The organism is Porphyrobacter sp. ULC335, assembly GCF_025917005.1.
GTDB lineage: Bacteria > Pseudomonadota > Alphaproteobacteria > Sphingomonadales > Sphingomonadaceae > Erythrobacter.
Window position 1 is genome coordinate 2,448,453 of record NZ_CP078091.1, and the last position, 21,647, is coordinate 2,470,099.

Annotated in this window: 21 protein-coding genes; 12 read left to right on the forward strand and 9 right to left on the reverse strand. The window is 65.2% G+C overall.

Features of this window, described 5'->3' with window-relative positions:
• Both parE and KVF90_RS11690 read right to left on the reverse strand, forming a co-directional pair.
• Positions 1–2,001 (reverse strand): DNA topoisomerase IV subunit B, encoded by a 2,001-nt coding sequence (gene parE, locus KVF90_RS11685; protein ID WP_264391750.1) that lies wholly within the window; start codon positions 1,999–2,001, stop codon positions 1–3.
• Between the two features lie 57 nt (positions 2,002–2,058).
• Positions 2,059–3,249 (reverse strand): penicillin-binding protein activator, encoded by a 1,191-nt coding sequence (locus tag KVF90_RS11690; protein ID WP_264391751.1) that lies wholly within the window; start codon positions 3,247–3,249, stop codon positions 2,059–2,061.
• Between the two features lie 47 nt (positions 3,250–3,296).
• Here KVF90_RS11690 and rsmI point away from each other — a divergent pair, with 47 nt between their 5' ends.
• Genes rsmI through KVF90_RS11710 form a run of 4 tightly spaced genes read left to right on the forward strand, consistent with a single transcriptional unit; the run spans position 3,297 to position 6,162 of the window.
• Positions 3,297–4,148, forward strand: a complete 852-nt coding sequence (gene rsmI / locus KVF90_RS11695) for a 16S rRNA (cytidine(1402)-2'-O)-methyltransferase (protein ID WP_264391752.1) — start codon at positions 3,297–3,299, stop codon at positions 4,146–4,148.
• Positions 4,145–4,522, forward strand: a complete 378-nt coding sequence (locus tag KVF90_RS11700) for a YraN family protein (protein WP_264391753.1) — start codon at positions 4,145–4,147, stop codon at positions 4,520–4,522. Before rsmI ends, KVF90_RS11700 begins: the two co-directional genes overlap by 4 nt.
• A gap of 18 nt (positions 4,523–4,540) precedes the next feature.
• On the forward strand, positions 4,541–5,509 hold the full coding sequence (gshB, locus tag KVF90_RS11705; protein WP_264391754.1) for a glutathione synthase: 969 nt from the start codon (positions 4,541–4,543) through the stop codon (positions 5,507–5,509).
• 29 nt (positions 5,510–5,538) lie between these two features.
• Positions 5,539–6,162 (forward strand): DedA family protein, encoded by a 624-nt coding sequence (locus tag KVF90_RS11710; RefSeq protein WP_264391755.1) that lies wholly within the window; start codon positions 5,539–5,541, stop codon positions 6,160–6,162.
• Here KVF90_RS11710 and KVF90_RS11715 read toward each other — a convergent pair whose 3' ends face one another.
• Entirely contained in the window at positions 6,163–7,056 is an 894-nt protein-coding gene (locus KVF90_RS11715) for a tyrosine recombinase XerC (RefSeq protein ID WP_264391756.1), read from the reverse strand.
• The gene (hemW, locus tag KVF90_RS11720) at positions 7,053–8,204 is read right to left on the reverse strand and encodes a radical SAM family heme chaperone HemW (RefSeq protein ID WP_264391757.1); all 1,152 of its coding nucleotides are present in this window, start codon (positions 8,202–8,204) and stop codon (positions 7,053–7,055) included. Before hemW ends, KVF90_RS11715 begins: the two co-directional genes overlap by 4 nt.
• A 66-nt stretch (positions 8,205–8,270) precedes the next feature.
• On the opposite strand from hemW, the gene KVF90_RS11725 reads away from it, so the two are divergent.
• Positions 8,271–8,813, forward strand: a complete 543-nt coding sequence (locus tag KVF90_RS11725; protein WP_264391758.1) for a CAP domain-containing protein — start codon at positions 8,271–8,273, stop codon at positions 8,811–8,813.
• 3 nt (positions 8,814–8,816) lie between these two features.
• Here the strand turns inward: KVF90_RS11725 and rdgB are convergent, their stop codons facing one another.
• Both rdgB and rph read right to left on the reverse strand, forming a co-directional pair.
• Entirely contained in the window at positions 8,817–9,443 is a 627-nt protein-coding gene (gene rdgB / locus KVF90_RS11730) for an RdgB/HAM1 family non-canonical purine NTP pyrophosphatase (protein ID WP_264391759.1), read from the reverse strand.
• Complete coding sequence (rph, locus tag KVF90_RS11735) at positions 9,440–10,153, reverse strand: ribonuclease PH (protein ID WP_264391760.1); 714 nt, start codon at positions 10,151–10,153, stop codon at positions 9,440–9,442. Before rph ends, rdgB begins: the two co-directional genes overlap by 4 nt.
• 110 nt (positions 10,154–10,263) lie before the next feature.
• Here rph and hrcA point away from each other — a divergent pair, with 110 nt between their 5' ends.
• From hrcA to KVF90_RS11750, 3 genes are all read left to right on the forward strand, one after another.
• Entirely contained in the window at positions 10,264–11,307 is a 1,044-nt protein-coding gene (hrcA, locus tag KVF90_RS11740) for a heat-inducible transcriptional repressor HrcA (RefSeq protein ID WP_264391761.1), read from the forward strand.
• Positions 11,308–11,324: 17 nt separating this feature from the next.
• Entirely contained in the window at positions 11,325–11,894 is a 570-nt protein-coding gene (locus tag KVF90_RS11745; RefSeq protein ID WP_264391762.1) for a nucleotide exchange factor GrpE, read from the forward strand.
• A 145-nt stretch (positions 11,895–12,039) separates the two neighbouring features.
• Complete coding sequence (locus tag KVF90_RS11750) at positions 12,040–12,837, forward strand: cobaltochelatase CobT-related protein (RefSeq protein WP_264391763.1); 798 nt, start codon at positions 12,040–12,042, stop codon at positions 12,835–12,837.
• 67 nt (positions 12,838–12,904) lie between these two features.
• Here the strand turns inward: KVF90_RS11750 and KVF90_RS11755 are convergent, their stop codons facing one another.
• Positions 12,905–13,426, reverse strand: a complete 522-nt coding sequence (locus KVF90_RS11755; RefSeq protein ID WP_413677031.1) for a vgr related protein — start codon at positions 13,424–13,426, stop codon at positions 12,905–12,907.
• Positions 13,427–13,434: 8 nt separating this feature from the next.
• Positions 13,435–13,929 carry a copper chaperone PCu(A)C gene (locus KVF90_RS11760; RefSeq protein ID WP_264391764.1) on the reverse strand — a complete coding sequence of 165 codons (495 nt, stop codon included), beginning with the start codon at positions 13,927–13,929 and terminating at the stop codon, positions 13,435–13,437.
• A 168-nt stretch (positions 13,930–14,097) separates the two neighbouring features.
• On the opposite strand from KVF90_RS11760, the gene dnaK reads away from it, so the two are divergent.
• The 3 genes from dnaK (at position 14,098) to KVF90_RS11775 (ending at position 17,886) form a co-directional block, all read left to right on the forward strand.
• A complete protein-coding gene (gene dnaK, locus KVF90_RS11765) occupies positions 14,098–16,020 on the forward strand; it encodes a molecular chaperone DnaK (RefSeq protein WP_264391765.1) in 1,923 nt (640 codons plus the stop codon).
• A 91-nt stretch (positions 16,021–16,111) separates the two neighbouring features.
• Positions 16,112–17,260, forward strand: a complete 1,149-nt coding sequence (dnaJ, locus tag KVF90_RS11770) for a molecular chaperone DnaJ (protein WP_264391766.1) — start codon at positions 16,112–16,114, stop codon at positions 17,258–17,260.
• A gap of 5 nt (positions 17,261–17,265) precedes the next feature.
• Positions 17,266–17,886: a DUF6445 family protein gene (locus tag KVF90_RS11775; protein ID WP_264391767.1), complete on the forward strand. Its 621-nt coding sequence runs from the start codon at positions 17,266–17,268 to the stop codon at positions 17,884–17,886.
• 4 nt (positions 17,887–17,890) lie between these two features.
• Here the strand turns inward: KVF90_RS11775 and KVF90_RS11780 are convergent, their stop codons facing one another.
• Positions 17,891–20,200 carry a patatin-like protein gene (locus KVF90_RS11780; protein WP_264391768.1) on the reverse strand — a complete coding sequence of 770 codons (2,310 nt, stop codon included), beginning with the start codon at positions 20,198–20,200 and terminating at the stop codon, positions 17,891–17,893.
• Between the two features lie 73 nt (positions 20,201–20,273).
• On the opposite strand from KVF90_RS11780, the gene radA reads away from it, so the two are divergent.
• The gene (gene radA, locus KVF90_RS11785; protein WP_264391769.1) at positions 20,274–21,641 is read left to right on the forward strand and encodes a DNA repair protein RadA; all 1,368 of its coding nucleotides are present in this window, start codon (positions 20,274–20,276) and stop codon (positions 21,639–21,641) included.
• Positions 21,642–21,647: the final 6 nt, after the last annotated feature.

The window sequence follows — 21,647 nt, forward strand, 5'->3', positions numbered from 1 at the left end:
TCACGCGTCGATCAGATCGCGGTCGATCTCGCCCGCACGGTTCTGGATGAAGTTGAAACGGTGTTCGGGGTTGCGGCCCATCAATTCATCGACAAGTCGCGCCACGCCTGCGCGATCTTCAAATTCCTGCGGCAGGGTGATGCGGATCAACCCGCGCGTTTCGGGCGCCATGGTGGTTTCGCGCAATTGCTGCGGGTTCATTTCGCCGAGGCCCTTGAAGCGTGACACTTCGACCTTCTTGCCCTTGAACACGCTCGCTTCCAGTTCGGCGCGGTGCGCGTCGTCGCGGGCGTAGCGGCTCTCCTTGCCGGCGGTGAGGCGGTAGAGCGGGGGCTGGGCGAGGAACAGGTGCCCGCGCTTCACGATGTCGGGCATTTCCTGGAAGAAGAAGGTCATCAGCAGCGTGGCGATATGCGCGCCGTCGACATCCGCGTCGGTCATGATGATGATGCGGTCGTAACGCAGATTGTCGGCGTTGCAGTCCTTGCGGGTGCCACAGCCCAAAGCGAGCGCAAGGTCGGCGATTTCGCTGTTCGCGCGGATCTTGTCGGCGGTGGCGCTGGCGACGTTGAGGATTTTGCCGCGGATCGGGAGGATCGCCTGCGACTTGCGGTCGCGCGCCTGTTTGGCGCTGCCACCTGCGGAATCGCCTTCGACGATGAACAGCTCGGTCTCGCGGTCGCCTTCACCGCTGCAATCGGTGAGCTTGCCGGGCAGGCGCAGCTTCTTTGCGTTTGTGGCGCTTTTGCGCTTGATCTCGCGCTCCTGCTTGCGCTTGAGGCGCTCGTCCATGCGCTCCATCACCTCGCCGAGCAGCGCCTTGCCGCGCTCCATGTTGTCGGTGAGGAAGTGGTCGAAATGATCGCGGATCGCGTTCTCGACCAGACGCGCAGCCTCGGGCGAGGTGAGGCGGTCCTTGGTCTGGGACTGGAACTGCGGATCGCGGATGAAAACGCTGAGCATCACCTCGGCGCCGGTCATCACGTCATCGGCGGTGATGTCCTTGGCCTTTTTGGCGCCGACCAGCTCGCCAAAGGCGCGAAGTCCGCGGGTCAGCGCGGTGCGCAGGCCTTGCTCGTGCGTGCCGCCATCGGGGGTGGGCACGGTGTTGCAATACCAGCTTGTCGAACCGTCCGAGTAGAGCGGCCAGGCGATCGCCCATTCGGCGCGGCCTTGTCCGATGCCGTCGATGACGGGGAAATCCTGCGAGCCGGTGAAAGGCTGGGCGGTAACGCATTCGCGCGCGCCGACCTGTTCGGCCAGATGATCGGCAAGACCGCCGGGGAACTTGAACACGGCTTCTGCCGGCACATCCTCGGAAGCGAGCGACGGCGCGCATTTCCAGCGGATCTCGACACCGGCGAACAGATACGCCTTGGACCGCGCCAGCTTGAAAAGGCGCTTGGGGTTGAAGCTGCGATCACCGAAGATCTCGGGATCGGGGACGAAAGTCACCGTCGTGCCACGCCGGTTGGGCGTCGGGCCGAGGTTCTGGATCGCCCCCTGCGTCACCCCGCGCGAGAACTCCTGCGCGTAAAGCTGCTTGTCGCGCGCCACTTCGACCCGCGTATGGACCGACAGCGCATTGACCACGCTCACGCCCACGCCGTGCAGACCGCCGCTGGTCGCATAGGCCTTGCCCGAGAACTTGCCGCCGGAGTGCAGCGTCGAAAGGATCACCTCCAGCGTCGACTTGCCGGGAAATTTGGGATGCTCGTCCACCGGGATGCCGCGGCCGTTATCGGCGACCGACAGGCGATTGCCCTCGTCCAGTCGCATCTCGATCCGTGTCGCATGGCCCGCGACTGCCTCGTCCATCGCGTTGTCGAGCACTTCGGCGGCGAGGTGGTGGAAGGCGCGGTCATCGGTGCCGCCGATATACATGCCGGGACGGCGGCGGACGGGCTCCAGCCCCTCCAGCACCTCGATGGCCGAGGCGTTGTAATCGCCGCTGGATGTTGGCGTGTTGGCGAAGAGATCGTCGGGAGTGGGGTCTGCCATGGGCGGGCTTATAAGCCCGCGCGTTCATCCCTCACAAGCCACCACGGGGTGTTTTGCTCACTTGCCGAAGCCGGTCGGCGCGGGATCGACGGGTGTCACCTCGCCACCTCTGATTTCGCGAACTTCCAGGGCGCGCTCAACCACGCCGTTCCGGCCGAAGCGGAAGGCCCCGTCCACCCCGAGGAAGCCGCCGCGATCATAAAGCTCGTTTTTGGGGAAGGGTGTGCCGACCTTCCAGTCCCGCGCCACGCGCAAGGTCAGCAACACGGCATCATAACCGAGCGTGGCGACACGGTGAGGCTGCGCGCCGAAGCGGGCGGAGTAGCTGTCGGCAAAGCGGGCATAACGCTGGTCGGAAACGGCGGCGAACAGCGCTCCTTCAAGCCCCGGCGCGCGGGTAAGCGATGCCTCGCCGCTCCACAGCTCGGTGCCGAGGATGCGGGCGCGATTGCGGGAAGACTTGTTGAGCTCGCCCGCCGCGTCGATGCCGAGCCGTGCGCTATCGGCGATCAGCACGGTGTCATAGCCGCCGGCCGCACGCAGACGCGCAGCCGCGCTGACGATCGAGGTGTTCCCGCGCGCATAGCTTTCCTGTCGCACCAGCGATCCGCCAAAGTCACGCAAGGCGTTCTCCAGCGACGAAAGCGCGCGGGTGCCGTAATCGCCTTCAGGCGCGAGCACCGCGAAACGCGCCGCGCCCTTGCCGCGGGCATATTGAACAGAGCGGCGGATCGATTGTTCGGGCATGTGCCCGATCACGAACACATCGACGCTAGCAGCGCTTGCATCATTGGCGAAGGCAATCACCGGCACCCCGGCCGGGCGCGCGGCGGCCTGCACGGCTGGTACGGCATCGGCGGTCAGCGGGCCGAGGATCAGCTTGTTGCCATCGGCAATCGCCTTGCGCGCCGCAGTCGCGATGCCATCGGAGGTATCATAGCTGGTGATGCGCAGATTATCCGCGCCGGTATCCAGCAGCGCCATGGTGGTGGCGTTGGCGATAGCCTGACCGACGGGCGCGGTATCCCCGCTCATCGGCACGAGCAGCGCAATGCGATGCCGGCCGGTGTCGGTCGGCAAGGCCGTCGCCGAAGGTTCAGGCGCGGGGGCAGGGTCCGGTGCGGTAGCGACATCGGCCTTGGGGGTGACCGAGCACCCCGCCGCAAGCAAAGCAGCGCTGCCGAGCGCAAGATTGCGCCCCGCGCGGCCAAACCGTTCGGCCCAATTCGCCTTTTGCGAAAGCTTCATTCTTGCCGACCCCTCAACCGTGCGCCATGGACCGATCCGTGAGACCCATGGAGCAACCATCCATTCCCGCGTGGGAACCCGTCCCCGGGCTGTATATCGTTGCGACCCCGATTGGCAATCTCGGCGACATCACGCTGCGGGCGCTTTCGGTGCTGGGCGGAGCAGCCCTGATTGCGTGCGAGGACACGCGCGTCACCGGCAAGCTCCTGAAATATTTTGGTATAAAAGCCCGGCTGCAAAGGTTGGACGATCATGCCCCGCCCGAGGTGCGTGCGCGGATCATCGACGAAGCGAGGCATACAGCGGTTGCGCTGGTCAGCGATGCGGGAACGCCGCTGATTTCCGATCCGGGCTATCGTCTGGTGCGCGAGGCGAAGGCGGCTGGCGTGACCGTGACAAGCATCCCGGGCGCCTGCGCAGCGGTCTCGGCGCTCGCCATCGCGGGCCTGCCGAGCGACCGGTTCCTGTTCGCAGGCTTCCTGCCGGTCAAGGACAAGGCCCGGCGCGAGGTGCTGGAAGGGGTAGCGGAGGTTTCTGCCACGCTGGTTTTCTACGAAACCGCACCCCGGCTTGAACGTTCGCTGCTGGCAATTGCCGATCTGTGGCCGACGCGCGAGGTGGCAGTGGCACGCGAAATCACCAAGCTGCACGAAGAATGCCGCAGCGGCACCGCGGCCAGCCTCGCCGCGCATTACGCCGCGCACCCGCCCAAGGGCGAGATCGTGCTGTTGATCGGCCCTCCGGCCCAAGAGGAAGCGCCGGTTCTTGATACCGATGCGCTGCTGCGTGCGGCGCTGGCCGATGCGGGGCCGGGCAAAGCTGCGGGCGTGGTGGCCAAGGCGACCGGCATCGACCGCGCGGTGCTCTATGCCCGCGCGCTGGAACTGAAGGGAGAGTGACCTCGCCGCGCACCCCTGATGCGCGGCGCGAAGCCGACAGCCGGGGCCGCGAGGGCGAGGCCGAGGCGGCGATGTTCCTAACCCAGATCGGCTGGCGGATCGTGGCCGAGCGGGTGAAGACCAAGGCAGGCGAGATCGACCTCGTTGCCAAGCGGACCGGGCTGGTCGCCTTCGTCGAGGTCAAATGGCGCGCGCGGGCCGCCAGTCTTGCCGATGCGATCGACGAGCGGCGTCTGACACGGGTGGCGGCGGCAGCGGAATCGGTGATGCATCTCTATGCGACCGAGGGCGAGGATATCCGCATCGACGTCATCCTGCTTGCGCCGGGCCGAAAGCCGACCCACATCGAAAACGCATGGATGCCCTTCGGCTGATCCTTCGGAGTTGAATGAATGACATTGCGCGTCGCCGTCCAGATGGACCCCATCGACCGGATCAACATTGCGGGCGACAGCTCGTTCGCGCTGATGCTGGCTGCGCAGGCGCGCGGGTACGCGGTCTTCGAATACAACGTCGAAAGCCTGACGCTGGACGAGGACGACCGCCTGTTCGCCCACGCCTTCCCGGTGACCGTCCAGCGCGTCGAAGGCGATCATTTCACGCGCGGAGAGCAGGTGCGGCTCGACCTCGGCAAGGATGTCGACGTTGTACTGATGCGGCAGGACCCGCCGTTCCACATGGGCTACATCACCGCCACCCACTTGCTGGAGCGGATCGCAGCCGAGACGCTGGTGGTGAATGATCCCGCCAATGTCCGAAATTCGCCTGAAAAGGTGATGGTGCTGAACTACCGCCGCTTCATGCCGCCGACGCTGGTGACGCGCTCAGTCGACGAAGTGCGGCGCTTCATGGCGAAGCATGGCGCGATTGTGGTCAAACCGATCCACGGCAACGGCGGCAAGGCGATCTTCCGCATCGGTGAGAATGCGGAGAACCTCACCGCCCTGTTCGAAGTGTTCAACCAGACCTGGCCCGAGCCGCACATGGTGCAACCCTTCCTCCCCGAGGTGGCGCAGGGTGACAAGCGCATCGTGCTGATCGACGGCGAGGTCGCGGGGGCGATCAACCGCATTCCGGGGGAGGGAGAGTTCCGCTCCAACCTCGCGATGGGCGGCAGCGCACAGGCGACGCAGCTGACCGAGCGGGAACAGGAAATCTGCGCGGCGCTCGGCCCGGATCTGAAACGGCTCGGCCTCACCTTCGTTGGCATCGATGTGATCGGGGGTAAGTGGCTGACCGAGATCAACGTCACCTCGCCGACCGGCATCGTGGCGATTGACCGGTTCAACAACACTGATACGGCGGGGATGATCTGGGATGCGATCGAACGGCGCCTGACCGAGCGCCGGAACGCGGCCTGATATCCTCTCAAGCGAATTGACCGAGACCCATGACAGACTTCCTCCTCGAACTGCTCGACAAAGGCGGCTACATCGGCATCTTCTTCCTGATGATGGCCGAAAACGTGTTCCCGCCGATCCCCTCCGAGGTGATCATGGGCGGCGCGGGCCTGCTGGTCGCCAAGGGGCAGATGACCTTCGGCGCGGTGTGGGTCGTCGCCACTGCCGGAACGGTCGCCGGCAATCTGTTCTGGTACTGGATCGGGGTGCGTTGGAGCGAGGAACAACTCAAGGCGATCATCGACCGCTGGGGCCGCTGGCTGACCTTCGAATGGGACGAATTCACCAAGGCGCGCAACATCTTCCGCAAGTATGGTGACTGGATCGTCTTCCTGCTGCGCTTTTCGCCGATCCTGCGCACCATCGTCTCACTGCCTGCGGGGCTGGCGGGGATGAAGCTGTGGCGCTTTGTGCTGTTCACGGCGCTCGGTTCGGCGATCTGGAACGGCATCCTGATCTTCGGAGGCCAGGCGCTTGAGCCGCTCGTGGACCGGTTCGAGAAGCTGGCGGGCTACGGCGTGGTCGCCTTCGTCCTCGCCGGAGTGGCGTTCTATATCTACCGCGTGGTGACGTGGAAGCCGGTCAAGGCGCACGAGGCAGAGGATCAGGCCTGACTATCCTCTGGGATGGGCTTTCCGATAATTCTCCAGCAGGCTCGCCGCATCGACGCGGGTGTAGATCTGGGTCGATCCCAGTGATGCGTGCCCGAGCAATTCCTGCAAGCTCCTGAGATCCGCTCCCGCGCTCAGCAGATGCGTCGCGAAGGAATGCCGCAGAGCGTGGGGCGTAGCCGTATCGGGCAGGCCGAGCGCGCGGCGCGCCTGTGCCATCGCCCGCTGCACCATGCCGGGCGATAGCGGCCCACCCTTCGCGCCGCGAAACAGCGGTTCAGCGGGGGTGAGGGGCCACGGACAGCCCCGCACATATTCCGCAATTGCCGCACGCGTGATCGGCAGCACCGGCACGACGCGCTGCTTGCCGCCCTTGCCGGTGACTTGCAGCACCTCACCCGCCGCCGCCGCGTCGCGTCCGGTCAGTGACAAAGCCTCGGCGATCCGCAGGCCTGATCCATACAGGAGCAACAGCACCGCCCGGTCGCGCGCGCCGATCCAGTCTTCTGCCGCCAGGTCATCGACATGGTCGGCGAGGTTTATCGCCTCGTCAGGTGTGACGGGGCGGGGCAGGCCCTTCTTGATACGGGGGCCGCGCAGACGGGGGGCGGCAGGATCGGGATCGCCGCTCTGCTGGCGGGCGAAGGTGATGAACGCCTTGCACGCCGAGAGTTCGCGCGCGGTACTGGCGTTGCCCAAACCTTCGGCACGGCGCGCGGCGAGGAAATTGCGCAGATGATGCGCTTCGATCCTGGCGACGGCGGGCCAATCCTCAAGCGCGTTTGCGCCCACCAATCGCGCGGCCACAGCAACATAGGCGCGCACTGTATGGGGCGAACGCCTGCGGTTATCGGCAAGATGCCTCTGCCATGTGCTCAAAAGATCGGCAGCGCTCATGCCGCAACCAGCGTATCGGCCACCACCTCGCCGAGCAGCGCGTCAAGCACACCGCGCCCCGCCGGTGCCACCCCGATGCGCGTGCCGTCCTGCCACATCAGGCCAAGGCTCACGAGGCGGGCGAGAGCGGCTTCCTCGATCAGCCCCGCACGGGGAAGCGCGAAACGGGCCGATAGCGCGGCCAGATCCAGCCCTTCGGTAAGGCGCAGCCCCATCAACAGCGCCTCGGCCGCCTGATCGGACACCGTCAGCGTGCGCGCTTCGGCGATACCGTTGCCTTGCCGATCGACTGCCGAGAGGAAGTTCTCCGGCTTCTTGTGCCGCACCGTGGCGATACCGCCTCTGCGTCCATGCGCGCCGGGGCCGATCCCGGCATAATCCTGATATCGCCAATAGACGAGGTTGTGGCGGCTTTCCTCGCCCGCGCGGGCATGATTGCTCGTTTCGTAGGCAGGCAGACCGGCAGCTAGGGATAATTCCTGAGTGATGTCGAAAAGTTGGGCAGCCTCGTCATCATCGAGCGGGACGAGCCGTCCGCGCCGCACATCGCTGGCAAAGCGCGTGCCCGGTTCGATGGTCAGCTGGTAGAGTGAAAGATGCCCGGTCCCGAACCCGAGTGCGCGGGTCAGGCGATCGTGCCACAATTCGGGCGTATGGCCGGGCAGGGCGTAAATGAGGTCAAAGCTGACCCGCCGGAAATGCGCCTGCGCGGTGTCGAGCGCGGCCAGCGCCTCATCCGCTCCGTGCAGCCGCCCGAGAAAGCGCAGTTCCGCATCATCCAACGACTGCACGCCCAGCGACACACGGTTGATCCCTGCGGCCGCCAGCGCGGCGAAATTCGCGGCTTCGACAGAGGAAGGGTTGGCCTCCAGCGTGATCTCTATGTTCGGATCGAACCCCCACAATCGCTCCGCTTCGGCCAGCAGCGCGGCGACCAGCGCAGGCGGCATCAGCGATGGCGTGCCGCCCCCGAAGAAGATCGAAGTCAGCGCTTCCCCGCCAGCCACCTCGGCCTCGGCGCGCATGTCGGCAATCAGCGCCGCCTGCCACCCGGCGACATCCACACTGTCACGGACGTGCGAGTTGAAGTCGCAATAGGGGCATTTCTTCGCGCAGAAGGGCCAGTGGATGTAAAGCGCACGCGCCACGGTGGGAATTTTCAGCCTCGCTTAATCGTTACGGGATAATTCGTTCTCATGCGGAGTATCTCGTTCGTGTCCACCATCATCCGGCTCGCCGCGCTGGCGCTGCTTATGACAGCCGCGCCCGCGCTGCCGCAAGCGTCTCGCTATCCTTCACCCGAGCAGCGCGACTGGCTGGCCGCGCATAACCTTGCCCGCGATGATGTGGGCGTCGCGCCGCTGGTGTGGAGCGACCGGCTGGCGCGCGACGCGCAGGGATGGGCCGATCATCTTGCCGCGCGCAATCTCTATGACCATGCCTCACTAGACCAGCGCAAGGGGCAGGGTGAAAATCTGTGGCGCGGTCCGCGCGATCAGTGGTCGCCGTGGGAAACCGTGGGCTTCTTCGTCGAGGAGAAGCGCCATTTTCGCCCCGGCAACTTCCCCGACGTGTCGCGCACCGGGCGATGGGCCGATGTGGGACACTACACCCAGGTGATCTGGCCGCAGACCCGCGAGGTCGGCTGCGCCATCTCCCGCACGCGCGATGATGAAGTGCTGGTGTGCCGGTACTGGCCTGCGGGAAATATCTGGGGCCAGCGCATCGACCCCGGCGAACACATCGCCCGCCGCTGACGGTCAGCCGAACTGTTCGGCAACTAGCTTCGCAAAGGCATCGGCGCGGTGGCTGATGGCGTGCTTTTCTTCGGGCGTGATTTCGGCAAAGGTCTGGCTGCGGCCCGTGGGCACGAACACCGGATCATAACCGAAGCCCAGTGTACCGCGCGGCGGCCAGGTGAGCGCCCCTTCGCAGCGGCCCTCATAGATCGCATATTCGCCATCCGGCCACGCCAGCGCCAGCACGCAATGGAACGCGGCGGAACGGTCAGTCTCGGGGCCTTGCTCGGCGAGCAGCCCTTCAACCTTGCCCATCGCCATGTACCAGTCACGCCCCGGTGCGCCCTCGAACCATTGCCGCACCGCCCAGTCGGCGGTGTAGACACCCGGTCGCCCGCCGAGCGCGGCGACGGTGAGGCCGCTGTCATCCGCCAGCGCCGCCAGCCCCGAAGCCTCCGCCGCAGCCCGCGCTTTAAGCAGCGCGTTCTGGGCGAAAGTCGTGCCGGTCTCGTCCGGTTCAGGCAGGCCCAGCGATCCGGCAGAGAGGCACTTGACCCCATAGGGATCGAGCAGCGCCGAAATCTCCTTCAGCTTGCCCGCATTATGCGTGGCAATCACCAGAGAACCGGAGCCGAGCCGGCGTGTCATTTCACCGCGTCCAATTGCGCGGCGAAGATCCGGTCGCAGCCGATGCGGGCAAGGCGCAGGAGGCGCAGCAGCGCTTCCTCGTCATAGGTCGCACCTTCGGCGGTCGCCTGCACTTCGGCGATCTTGCCGCCTGACAGCAGCACGAAATTGCCATCGGCCTCGGCGTTCGAATCCTCGTCGTAATCGAGGTCGAGCACCGGGTTGCCCTTGAAGATGCCGCAGGAAATGCCCGCGACCTGCGCAGTGATCGGATCGTGCTTGATATCGCCCGAGGCCATCAGTCCATTGATGGCGAGCCGCAGTGCGATCCACGCACCGGAAATCGCCGCCGTGCGCGTGCCGCCATCGGCCTGGATCACATCACAGTCGAGCGTGATCTGACGCTCGCCCAACTTCTGCAAATCTACCACCGCGCGCAAAGAACGCCCGATAAGCCGCTGGATTTCCTGCGTACGGCCAGATTGCTTGCCCTTGGCCGCTTCACGCTGCCCCCGGGTGTGCGTGGCGCGCGGGAGCATCGAATATTCGCCCGTCACCCAGCCTTCGCCCTTGCCGCGCAGCCATGGCGGGACGCCCTTTTCGACGCTGGCGGTGCACAGCACCTTGGTGTCGCCGAAGCCGATCAGCACCGATCCCTCCGCGTGACGGGTAAAGCCGGTCTGAATCGTGATGGCGCGCATTTCATCGGGCGCGCGTCCTGAAGGGCGCATAAGGTGTTCCTTTTGTGGTCGGGCAACGCGCTAGAAGAAAGTGCAGGCGTTCGACAAGCTTGAGGCGAAGGGAAATTGAGAAAGTTGGCGATAGGGCTTAGCATTCCCCCATGACCTCGCTTCCCGTTACCGAACTGACCCAGCGCGCGCGCGACATTTTTCAGCGCGTGGTCGAGGGATATATCGACAGCGGGCAGCCGGTGGGTTCCAAGACGCTGGCGGCGGATGGCACGCTGAACCTCTCTCCTGCCTCGATCCGTTCTGTGCTTGCCGATCTGGAGACCGCAGGCCTGCTCGCCGCGCCGCATACCAGCGCGGGGCGGATGCCGACTGACGCGGGACTCAGGATATTCGTCGACGGTATGATGCGCGTCTCCGAGCCCACTGCCCAGGAGCAGGCGACGATCGAGGCGCGACTGGCCGAGGCGGGGCCGGTGGAAGCTGCGCTCAAGCAGGCATCGGCGATCCTGTCCGACCTGTCGGGCGCGGCGGGGATGGTGCTGGTTGCCCCGCGCGAACAGCGGCTTGCACAGTTCAGCATGGTCGATCTGGGGCAGGGTCGCGCGCTGGCCGTGCTGGTGGGGGAGGACGGCGGGGTCGAGAACCGCGTGCTCAATATCGGCGGCGCGATCAGCCCCGGATCGCTCGACCGGGCGAGCAATTACATAACCGCACGCCTCGCGGGCCGGACGCTGGCCGAAGCGGCGCAAGCCATGCGGACCGAGATAACCGCCGGCAAATCGCAGCTCGACGATGCCTCGCGCGATCTGGTCGAGCGCGGGCTTGCCGTGTGGAGCGAAGATGCCGCCGCCCGCCCCGTGCTGATCGTGCGCGGCGCGGCCAACCTCCTCGATGAAAGCGCCGTTGGCGATATCGAGCGGGTGCGCAGCCTGCTCGAAGATCTCGAGAACAAGCAGTCGGTTGCCGAACTGCTCGATTCGGCGCGCGAGGCCGAGGCGACCCGTATTTTCATCGGCTCCGAGAACCGCCTGTTCGCGCTTTCGGGTTCCAGCGTCATCGCCTCGCCCTACCGCGATCGCGAGGGGCGGGTGGTCGGCGTGCTGGGCGTGATCGGCCCCACGCGGTTGAATTACGCGCGCGTTGTCCCCATGGTAGATTTAACCGCCCGTTCGCTGGGCAAGCTCATCGCTTGAATGGAAAAAACAGAGACATGACCGAGAATGGAAAGCCGCTGGATCAGGCGGTTGAAGACGAATTGAAGGGTGTGCCCGAGCATCTTCGCGAAGGCGGGGACGAAGCCGACCAGATGGCCGAAGCGCTCGAATCGCTGCGCCGCGATCTTGAGAACGCCAAGCAGGAAGTGCTTTATGCGCAGGCCGAGACCCAGAACGTGCGTCGCCGCCTCGAGCGCGAGAAGGACGAAGCGCGCGCCTATGCCGCGACCGGCTTTGCCCGCGATATCCTGAGTGTCGCCGACAACCTGTCACGCGCGGTGCAGGCGATTCCGGAAAGCCTGCGCGCCGATGATACGATGAAGGGTCTGGTGATCGGTCTGGAAGCCACCCAGCGCGAGCTGGAAAAAGTCTTCGCCAGCCACGGCATCACCCGGATCGCCGCCGTCGGCCTGCCGCTCGATCCGAACCAGCATCAGGCGATGCTCGAAGTGCCGACCACGGACCATGAGCCGGGCACGGTCGTCTCGGAAATGCAGGCCGGTTGGATGATCAAGGACCGCCTGCTGCGCGCCGCGATGGTGGCGGTGGCAAAGGCGCCGGATTGACCGATTGATAGGTGAGGGGCTCCTTCTTGGCGCGCTGATCTGGTTGCTGGGTGCCGCTTTCATCCGGTCCCGAAAGCCGGACCAAAAGTCGGCACCCGATCCACCGGAGCCTTTCTACCACCCTTACACTACAGCGTTTGACCGCGTGTGCCGCGGCGGGGAGCTGCGGGGCCTACTGGCTGCGGAAGGCCGCGTTCTCGGCGCAGGGCGAGCGGTCGGCTCGCCCGACCCCGAGGAGCGGCAGCGCCAGTTCAATGAAGCCCATGCGCGCGCGAAAGCCGAGGGGGTCGGCCTGCCCGATTGCCACGGCGCTGCCATATGCATCCTGCTCGACCAGTCTGGCTCGATGGCACCGACAATGGCGCGCGTTGCAGGAGAATTGCTGGCTGTACTGGAATGCCTTGAGGAGGCTGGCGCGGATGTAATGCTGGCGGGCTTTACCACGGTCGGATGGAAAGGCGGGCAATCGCGTGCGGCCTGGGAAGGCGAGGGAAGCCCGCCCTATCCCGGGCGGCTGTGCGATCTGCTCCACGTGATCTATTCGGACTTCGGGGAGGCCAGCACTCCTGCGCTCTTTGCCCCGCTGCTCGAGCCTGCAATCTTTTTCGAGAATGTCGATGGCGAGGCTATTCAATGGGCCGAACAGCAATTGCTGGCTCACCTTTCCGAGCGGCGCTGCCTGATCGTGGTCAGTGACGGCGCGCCAGTCGACGACAGCACGCTTGCCGTAAACGGGCCGAATTTCCTTTGGCGACACCTTGTCGATAACGTCAGCGCCCTACGTCGGGGCAAGGCGATCTCTCTTGGCGGAGTGGGAATCGATCATGATGTGGCAAGCGTCTATCCGGCTGCACGGCTGGTGACCTGCGAAGGCGGACTTGCCACGGCCATTGGAGAGATTGCCACGGAGTTGCTTGGCGAACATGCCCCGCCTTCCGACTGAGTCCACCAAATGCCCCTGCGCATGGGTACGATGACGACGGTGACGAATACCGCGTGCGCTGCCCCAACTAGGCAGGCTGGAACGGCAGAATGGCGGTGTAGGTTGCAAAGCTTGGCGCTCCGGCAACCTCCACCCCTTCGCGCAGCAGGAACGCGTGCCGCACAATCTCGGCCTGCTGCTCAATCCCGTATCGCTCCAGCGACCAGCCCGGTTTCAGCGCATAATCATAACGGCACCACGGGTGGCGGCGGAACACGAGGTGCCAGCGACCAAGCCGCTGTGCCTGCCACACATGCACCATCTCGTGGATGAAATGCGCCTGCGCGTCGAGGTCGGCTCCGGCGAAGTCGTCGCAGTAATGCTCGGCGTGCGGGTGGAAATGCAGGTGGCCCATCGGGGCCATGGTTACGGTGCGCGGTTGCAGGGGGAAAAACTTGCGGCGCTGGATCGTCACCTTCGCATAATCGATTGCCGCACCGAACATCGAGCGGGCGAGGGCGACCTCTCCGGTGGTGAGCGAACGTGCGCCGCCGACCGGGCAGGCAGGGGCGGGGGCCGGAACGACCTCCGCTCCGCCTGAACCGGTCAGCACCTTTTTCAGCGTTCGTCCCCGGCTGCCCGTACCGGCGCGTCAACGGTGGCGGTGGTTCCGTTGGATAGGGTCAGCGTCACCTTGGCCGTGCCACCCGCCTTCAGCGCGTCAGTCGGCTCCATCGCCATCACGTGCAGCCCGCCCGGCGCAAAACTCACCGGCGTGCCCTCTACCAGCTGGATCGGACCCGCCATCGTCATCTGCATCTTGCCCGCGCTTTCGGCATAGTCGTGAATCATGGTCATGCCCGCACCTTCGACTTCAACGTCATCGAGGGTTACGCCCGGCGCTCCGCTGTAGGACAGATCGAAATAGACCGCCGCCGGGTTCCCCGCGACAGGCGGAAGCACCAGGCGAGCATTGCTAACGGTCAGTCCGGCCGTCGCCGCAGGGCTTGCAGTCTCCTCGCCGGGCGCGTCACCCTGCTGCGAACAGGCAGCAATGCCGGGCAGCAAAGCGACAGCGAATACCGCCAGCGCGGCGTTGCGGATCGAATTCACGGTCTCGTCTCCTTGTGGAATGGCAACAAATCTAGAGGGGGCGCTCTCTTGTGCCAAGCGAAAGCACACCTATATCGCCCTCACAAACGAGCCGCCAAGTTGCTTTGCCGATAACCGGGAAGCCGAAGGCAGCGGTGTCCAACAATTGTCCTTATGGATGGGGAAACAATGGGTAAAGTAATCGGTATCGACCTCGGCACGACCAACTCCTGCGTTGCTGTCATGGACGGCGGCAAGCCCAAGGTTATCGAAAATTCGGAAGGCGCGCGCACCACGCCGTCGATCGTCGCCTTCACCAAGGATGGCCAGCGCCTGATCGGCCAGCCTGCCAAGCGTCAGGCGGTCACCAACCCCGACAACACGCTCTTCGCGATCAAGCGCCTGATCGGCCGCCGCTTCGAAGATCCCCTGACCAAGAAGGATATGGGCCTCGTCCCCTATACCATCACCAAGGGCAAGAACGGCGATGCCTGGGTCAAGGCCGGTGACGAAGAATACAGCCCGTCGCAGGTGTCGGCCTTCATCCTCCAGAAGATGAAGGAAACCGCCGAGAGCTATCTTGGCGAGACCGTGACGCAGGCCGTTATCACCGTGCCCGCCTACTTCAACGACGCCCAGCGTCAGGCCACCAAGGACGCCGGCCAGATCGCCGGCCTTGAAGTGCTGCGCATCATCAACGAGCCGACTGCGGCCGCGCTCGCCTACGGGATGGACAAGGAAGACGGCAAGACCATCGCCGTCTATGACCTTGGCGGCGGCACCTTCGACGTGTCGATCCTCGAAATCGGCGACGGCGTGTTCGAAGTGAAGTCGACCAACGGCGACACCTTCCTCGGCGGTGAAGACTTCGACAACGCGATTGTCGAGTTCCTGGCCGATGCCTTCAAGAAGAAGGAGGGCATGGACCTCAAGACCGACAAGCTCGCGCTTCAGCGTCTGAAGGAAGCGGCCGAAAAGGCGAAGATCGAATTGTCGAGCGCCGCTTCGACCGAGATCAACCTGCCCTTCATCACCGCGCGCATGGAAGGCGGCACCACCACCCCGCTGCACCTCGTGGAAACGATCACCCGGGCCGATCTTGAAAAGATGGTCGATGGCCTGATCCAGCGCACGCTCGATCCCTGCAAGAAGGCGCTGGCGGATGCCGGTGTTTCGAAGGACCAGATCGACGAAGTGATCCTTGTCGGCGGCATGACCCGCATGCCCCGCGTCCGCGAGGTCGTGGAGCAGTTCTTCGGTGCCAAGCCGCACACCGGCGTGAACCCCGATGAAGTCGTCGCCATGGGCGCTGCCATTCAGGCAGGCGTGCTTCAGGGCGACGTCAAGGACGTGCTGCTGCTCGACGTGACCCCGCTGTCGCTCGGCATCGAAACGCTGGGCGGCGTGTTCACCCGCATGATCGATCGCAATACCACCATCCCGACGAAGAAGACCCAGACCTACTCGACCGCCGAAGACAACCAGAACGCGGTGACGATCAAGGTCTATCAGGGCGAGCGCGAGATGGCGGCCGACAACAAGCTGCTCGGCAATTTCGACCTGATCGGCATTCCGCCCGCTCCGCGCGGTGTGCCGCAGATCGAAGTGACCTTCGATATCGACGCCAACGGCATCGTCTCGGTGGCGGCGAAGGACAAGGGCACCGGCAAGGAACAGACCATCAAGATTCAGGCGTCGGGCGGTCTCACCGATTCCGATATCGACCAGATGGTCAAGGATGCCGAGAAGTTCGCCGAAGAAGACAAGAAGCGCCGGGCTGCCGCAGAAGCGCGCAATCAGGCCGACAGCCTTGTCCATGCGACCGAAAAGCAGCTTGAAGAGCACGGTGCCAAGATCGACGCTGCGCTCAAGACCGAGGTCGAGGAAGCCATCGCGGCGGTGAAGACCGCGCTCGAAGGCGGCGATGCCGATGACATCAACGCCAAGGCGCAGGCGCTGACCCAGTCGGCAATGAAGATGGGCCAGCAGATCTACGAACAGCAGCAGGCCGCAGGGCCCGATGCTGAAGCGGACGCTGCGGCTGAGACGGCTGCCGACGAGGAAGTCGTCGACGCCGAATTCTCTGAGGTCGATGAAGACAAGAAGGGCTAACGCCCCGATGCAACCCGACGCCCCGTCGCTTCGTCCGGATCACGCATCCGGCGCGGCGGCGGGCGAAGGTCACGGGGAATAGGTCAGAGCCATGTCCAGCGCCCAATCCGATTACTACGCAACGCTCGAAGTCTCCCGCGATTGCGACGGGGCGACGCTCAAGAGCGCCTATCGCAAACTCGCCATGAAGTTTCACCCGGACCGCAATCCGGGCGACGCCGGTGCCGAAGCCAAGTTCAAGGCGATCAGCGAGGCCTATGATTGCCTCAAGGACCCGCAAAAGCGCGCGGCCTATGACCGCTATGGCCACGAGGCCTTCACGCAGGGAATGAACGGCGGGGGAGGCGGCGGTCCGTTTGGCGGGCGCGGCGGTGACGGCTTTGCCGATATCGGCGACATTTTCGAAACGATCTTCGGCAGCGCCTTTGGCGGCGGTGGCGGCGCACAGCGCCAGCAGAACCGGCGCGGCGCGGACTTGCGGTACGACATGCAGGTCACGCTCGAAGAGGCTTTCCACGGCAAATCGACCGAGATCGAGATCGAAGTCTCGCAATCCTGCGACACCTGCGATGGCACCGGCGCCACGCCGGGCACCAGCGAACGCCAGTGCAACCTGTGCCACGGCATGGGTTCAGTGCGTGCCAAGCAGGGCCTGTTCGTGATCGAGCGCCCGTGCCCGACCTGTAATGGACGCGGCAAGGTGATCGAGAACCCGTGCCGCGTGTGCCGCGGCGAAGGACGGGTCGACAAGGCCCAGACCCTCAAGGTCGATATTCCAGCAGGTGTCGATACCGGCACCCGCATCCGCCTGTCCGGCAAGGGCGAGGCAGGCCAGCGCGGCTCGCCAGCGGGCGATCTGTACATCTTCCTCCACGTCAAACCCCACCCGCTGTTCGAGCGCGAAGGCACGACGCTGGCCACCCGCGTTCCGGTGAGCTTCACCACCGCGGCGCTGGGCGGTGTGGTCGAGATCCCCGATCTGGATGGCTCGACCAATCGGCTCGAAATTCCTGTCGGGATCCAGTCGGGCAAGCAGCTGCGCATTCGCGGGGCCGGCATGCCGGTGCTGCAAGGGCGCGGGCGCGGTGATCTGGTGGCCGAGATCGTGGTCGAAACGCCGACCAAGCTTTCCCGCCGCCAGAAGGAGCTGCTCGAAGAGTTCAAAGCGACCGAGACGGGCGATGAATGCCCTGAAAGCCGCGGCTTCTTCAACAAGCTCAAGGACGCGTTCGGCAGCTGAGGCGCGTGTTACCCTCGCTCCTCATCATCGACGATTTCCTGAGTGATCCCTATGCGGCGCGGCGCGCGGCGCTGTCTCTCGAATATGATCCGGCAAAGCAGCACGGGAATTTCCCGGGCCTCAATTCCTCCGCGCCGCTCGATTCCGCGCCGATCGATGCGGCAGTCTCGCGGCTGCTCGGCGTGAAACTTGGCCCGGCACCCGGCACCCAGCACGGGCATTGCCGTCTCACCCGCAAGGGCGCGAAGGGCAAAAGCGGGGTGCATATCGATCCCGCCGCCTACTCGGGCATCCTTTACCTCTCACGTCCGGAGGATTGTGCAAAGCCTGACGCGGGCGGCACCGATTTCTTCCGCCACAAGCGGACCGGAATGGAAGCCGTCCCGCAGGACCCGGTGAAGATCGCCGCCTCGGGATATGATGATATCAACGCGCTGGTCGAGGATGTGGTCAACCGCGACACCACGAACCCCGCCAAGTGGGAGCGCACCATGCGCGTGCCTGCGCGCTTCAACCGGCTGCTGCTGTTCTCGCCCTGGCAATTTCACAACGCCGCGCCCGGCTTCGGCACGGCGGCGGAGGATGCGCGGCTGGTGATGCTGCTGTTCTTCGGGGCGGCTGCCTGAGGCGCTACCCCATCCGCTCGCGCACCTCGAGCCGGATTTCGTCGAGCAACCAGCGCTGGCACCGCCCGGCGATCTCTTCTTCCTCCAGCACCGCCAGAAACACCGATCGTTTCGCCGCCCGCACCACCTCGGCAGAAACGCCGCCGGTGACGGTTGAGGCGACAAGGTCGATCATCCGCTCGGCCCCGTGCAGGCGGCCCCAGAGGTAATCATTCTCCCGGTAATCGCGGCTGAAGAACGCGCCGAAATTGTAGAACTCGATACCCCTGAGCGTCGCCGCCGTCCCGCCCTCGCGGATCGAACGCGCGTCATCGGGAGAGATGCGGTCGATCTTGACCGGATTGAACTCGTCCAGCCCTTCACGGCGGGATAGCGGGAAGATAACGACGTCGTAGAAGGGAAAGCCGAGATAGGTCAGCAGCATCCGCCGCTTGAGGTTTTTCGGCATGTCTTCGAGCGCGTCGATCAGCAGCTCTTCGGCGGCCAGATCGGTCGCGGGGAGCAGACGCTGCGTCGCAAGGAAATCGAGCACCGCACCGGGCTGTTGGAGACTGTTCGCCGCCAGTTCGCGGAATGCTGCTGAGCGCAGAACATCCTCGTCCGCGTGATAATAAAGCGCGAGAATCTCGTAGAGCCGGTCCCGCGCGCGGTCGAGAACGTCCTCGGCAATGTCGGGATCCTGCTGCCAGTCGCGCGCAAGCTTGCGGGCAAGAAGCTGCAACCGGCGGATGCGGAAGCCGGTGTCATGCGCGCGGAAGAAGGCAATGGCCGCCGCGGTCGCGCCGCCATGTGCGTCGGTCAGCCCGTCGATCCCCCGCGCTTCCAGCTCACAGCGCAAAGCGTGGATCAACGGTGCGGGGTCGGCCCGGCCTTGTCCTGCGGCCTTCAGGGTAAGCCGCGCAAGCTGATCGAGGATACCGTCGAACTTGGTCAGGGCATAGGCGCCAAAGGCATAGCCTGCCCGCTCGGCTGCGGCCTGCTGGGCCTTGGCCCGCCACCCTGCGAGCCGCTTGGGCGTCGGCCGGTCGAGCAGGAAGGTAAAGCCGAACAGCTTCTCAACGGCGCGGTCGATATCGCTTTGGAGGTCCATGACGATGCGCTTGAACCGCGCCGCGTCGCGCGATTGCTGCTCGATCCGTTCCAGATCGTCCCGGATCGGTTGTTCGCGCGGGATCGTGGAGAGCGAGCCGAAGATGGCGCCGAAGAACCCCACCTCGCGGATCCGGGTGCCGGGTGCCGGGCCAGAGCCGTCAGGGCGCGGATCGAGATAGACGAAGCGGCGATCAACCTCGCGCTGGGCAGGGCGGCCGTGGAGCGCACTGAGCGCAGCGCCAAAGGGCGCGTTGACCAGCACCGCGCCGTCGATCAGCGCCACCTGGCCAATACTCCCACGCGCGACATGGGTGGGCATGGTGCGCGCAAGAAAGGCCCCCCGCGTGGCCCAATGGTGCCCCTCTTGCTCGGCGAGCCTGTCGATCTCGGCGAGGGTAAGTGGCGGAAAGGCTCCGGGAAAGCTCGCGGTGGCCCGGGCGGCCAGCACCAGTTCGAGCGGATCGGCGAGCACCGCGCCATCACCCACCCGCGCGCGGAAATTGATCGGCAGGCGATGCTCGGTCTCCTCGACTTGCGGAGGCGAGTTCAGGCGCAGCGTTTCGGGATGCCCGCGAAAATCGGTGACGGTCACCGCCAGATCGACAGGATAACCTGCCGGCAGCAGCGGGATACCGTCGCCTTCTTCGGTCATCCGCTGGAAGGCCTCGAACAGCATTGCCGAAAAGCGCGCGCCCGAAAACGGCGGGCTGAACCAGCGCCCGCGTACCAGACGGGAAACCTTGGCCCGCACTTCAGCGCGGGTCTCGGGAGAGACGGTCGCGCTGACAGCATTGCCGGGGCGCGACAGGAACCATTCCGCAATCGGCTGCGCCCACAGCTTGGCATATCGCCACATGGGCTCGGCATCGGGATCGGTGAGTTCGCTGACATCGGCGTTGGTCAACCACAGGTCCGTCAGCGGTTCGAGGCTGTGTCCGCCGTGAATCGCATGGGCGAGGAATACCGCATTGATCCCCCCCGCGCTCGCGCCGGTCAGAATGTCCGGCAGCACCCGCACCTGCAGCCCGTAGTCGCGCTCAACCACGCGCAGAAACTCGCGGTAGGCCTCCGCCACGCCGTCGAGTTGTGTCGCAGCAGGATGGTGAAAGGCGCGGCTCGCCCGGGCGAGGTGCCACACCTCCTTGGTGATGCCATGCATATAGACCGCGAGGCTGACGCCGCCGTAACACACTAGAGCAAGGCGCAGTTCTTTCTGGCGCATGCACACTGTCTAGCGGGCAAGTCGTTAGCAATGCAATTGCGTTCGTCATCTGTTCTCGTTATGCCGCGCATCTATGGCAAAATCGAAACGCCGATATGTGTGTCAGGAATGCGGCTCGGTCTCGCACCGCTGGCAGGGGCAATGCGCCGACTGCGGGCAGTGGAACACGCTGATCGAGGATGTGCCCGCAACGGTGTTCTCGCAGAAGCACGACCTGTCGAGCGGCGGGCGCAATGTTGCCTTCGAACCCCTGAATGCTCCCACCAAGCTGCCGGTCAGGAAGTCGACCGGCCTTGCCGAGTTCGACCGGGCGCTGGGCGGCGGGCTGGTGCCGGGCAGCGCAGTGCTGCTGGGCGGGGACCCGGGCATCGGGAAGTCGACGCTGCTGCTGCAATGCGCCGCCACCATCGCGCGCGGCGGCAATGATGTTGTCTATGTCAGCGGAGAGGAGGCGGCCGGGCAGGTCCGTCTGCGCGCTTCGCGCATGGGCGTGGCCGATGCGCCAATCCGACTCGCTTCGGAAACATCGGTGCGGGATATTCTGACGACGCTGGGGCAGGGCGAGCCGCCCGCGCTGCTGGTGATCGATTCGATCCAGACGATGCATTCCGACACCATCGAAGGCGCCCCCGGCACTGTCTCGCAGGTGCGCGGCTGCGCGCTGGAACTGATCCGCTATGCCAAGGAAAGCGGCTGCGTGGTGGTGCTGGTCGGCCATGTCACCAAGGACGGCACCATTGCCGGCCCGCGCGTGCTGGAACACATGGTCGATGTCGTGATGAGCTTCGAGGGGGAGCGCAGCCACCAGTACCGCATCCTGCGCGCGCTCAAGAACCGCTTCGGCGCGGTGGACGAGATCGGGGTCTTCGCGATGGCGTCCGAAGGGCTGGAGGAAGTCGCCAACCCCTCTCTGCTGTTCCTTTCCGGCCGCGAGACGCCGCTGGCGGGCAGCGCGGTGTTCCCGGCGCTGGAGGGCACGCGGCCGGTTCTCGTGGAAATTCAGGCGCTGATCGTCCGCCTGCAATCAGGCGCGACCCCGCGCCGTGCCGTCGTGGGTTGGGACAGCGGGCGGCTGGCGATGCTGCTTGCCGTGCTGGAATCGCGCTGCGGGCTGAATTTTTCCTCGGCCGAGGTCTATCTCAACATCGCGGGCGGATATCGCCTCACCGACCCGGCGGCAGACCTCGCCGTTGCTGCTGCGCTGGTCTCGGCGCTGGCCGATCGGCCACTGCCGGACAAGACAGCATGGTTCGGCGAAGTCAGTCTTGCAGGCGAGATTCGCCCGGTCGCCCACGCCCCGCTGCGGCAGCGTGAGGCAGCCAAATTGGGCTTTGCGCGCTGCTATGGGCCTGCGAGTGCGGCAGCGGGAAGCGCTGGTGCGGACTATCACGGGCTTGCTGCGCTTGCGAACGTCGTTGACCAGGTGATGGGCAGCGCATAATCGTCG

Excerpts from the sequence above, each read along its gene's own strand:
- parE (WP_264391750.1), bottom strand. The coding sequence starts at position 2,001 with ATGGCAGACCCCACTCCCGACGATCTCTTCGCCAACACGCCAACATCC.
- KVF90_RS11690 (WP_264391751.1), bottom strand. The coding sequence starts at position 3,249 with ATGAAGCTTTCGCAAAAGGCGAATTGGGCCGAACGGTTTGGCCGCGCG.
- rsmI (WP_264391752.1), top strand. The coding sequence starts at position 3,297 with ATGGAGCAACCATCCATTCCCGCGTGGGAACCCGTCCCCGGGCTGTAT.
- gshB (WP_264391754.1), top strand. The coding sequence starts at position 4,541 with ATGACATTGCGCGTCGCCGTCCAGATGGACCCCATCGACCGGATCAAC.
- KVF90_RS11710 (WP_264391755.1), top strand. The coding sequence starts at position 5,539 with ATGACAGACTTCCTCCTCGAACTGCTCGACAAAGGCGGCTACATCGGC.
- KVF90_RS11715 (WP_264391756.1), bottom strand. The coding sequence starts at position 7,056 with ATGAGCGCTGCCGATCTTTTGAGCACATGGCAGAGGCATCTTGCCGAT.
- rdgB (WP_264391759.1), bottom strand. The coding sequence starts at position 9,443 with ATGACACGCCGGCTCGGCTCCGGTTCTCTGGTGATTGCCACGCATAAT.
- rph (WP_264391760.1), bottom strand. The coding sequence starts at position 10,153 with ATGCGCCCTTCAGGACGCGCGCCCGATGAAATGCGCGCCATCACGATT.
- hrcA (WP_264391761.1), top strand. The coding sequence starts at position 10,264 with ATGACCTCGCTTCCCGTTACCGAACTGACCCAGCGCGCGCGCGACATT.
- KVF90_RS11745 (WP_264391762.1), top strand. The coding sequence starts at position 11,325 with ATGACCGAGAATGGAAAGCCGCTGGATCAGGCGGTTGAAGACGAATTG.
- dnaK (WP_264391765.1), top strand. The coding sequence starts at position 14,098 with ATGGGTAAAGTAATCGGTATCGACCTCGGCACGACCAACTCCTGCGTT.
- dnaJ (WP_264391766.1), top strand. The coding sequence starts at position 16,112 with ATGTCCAGCGCCCAATCCGATTACTACGCAACGCTCGAAGTCTCCCGC.
- KVF90_RS11780 (WP_264391768.1), bottom strand. The coding sequence starts at position 20,200 with ATGCGCCAGAAAGAACTGCGCCTTGCTCTAGTGTGTTACGGCGGCGTC.
- radA (WP_264391769.1), top strand. The coding sequence starts at position 20,274 with ATGGCAAAATCGAAACGCCGATATGTGTGTCAGGAATGCGGCTCGGTC.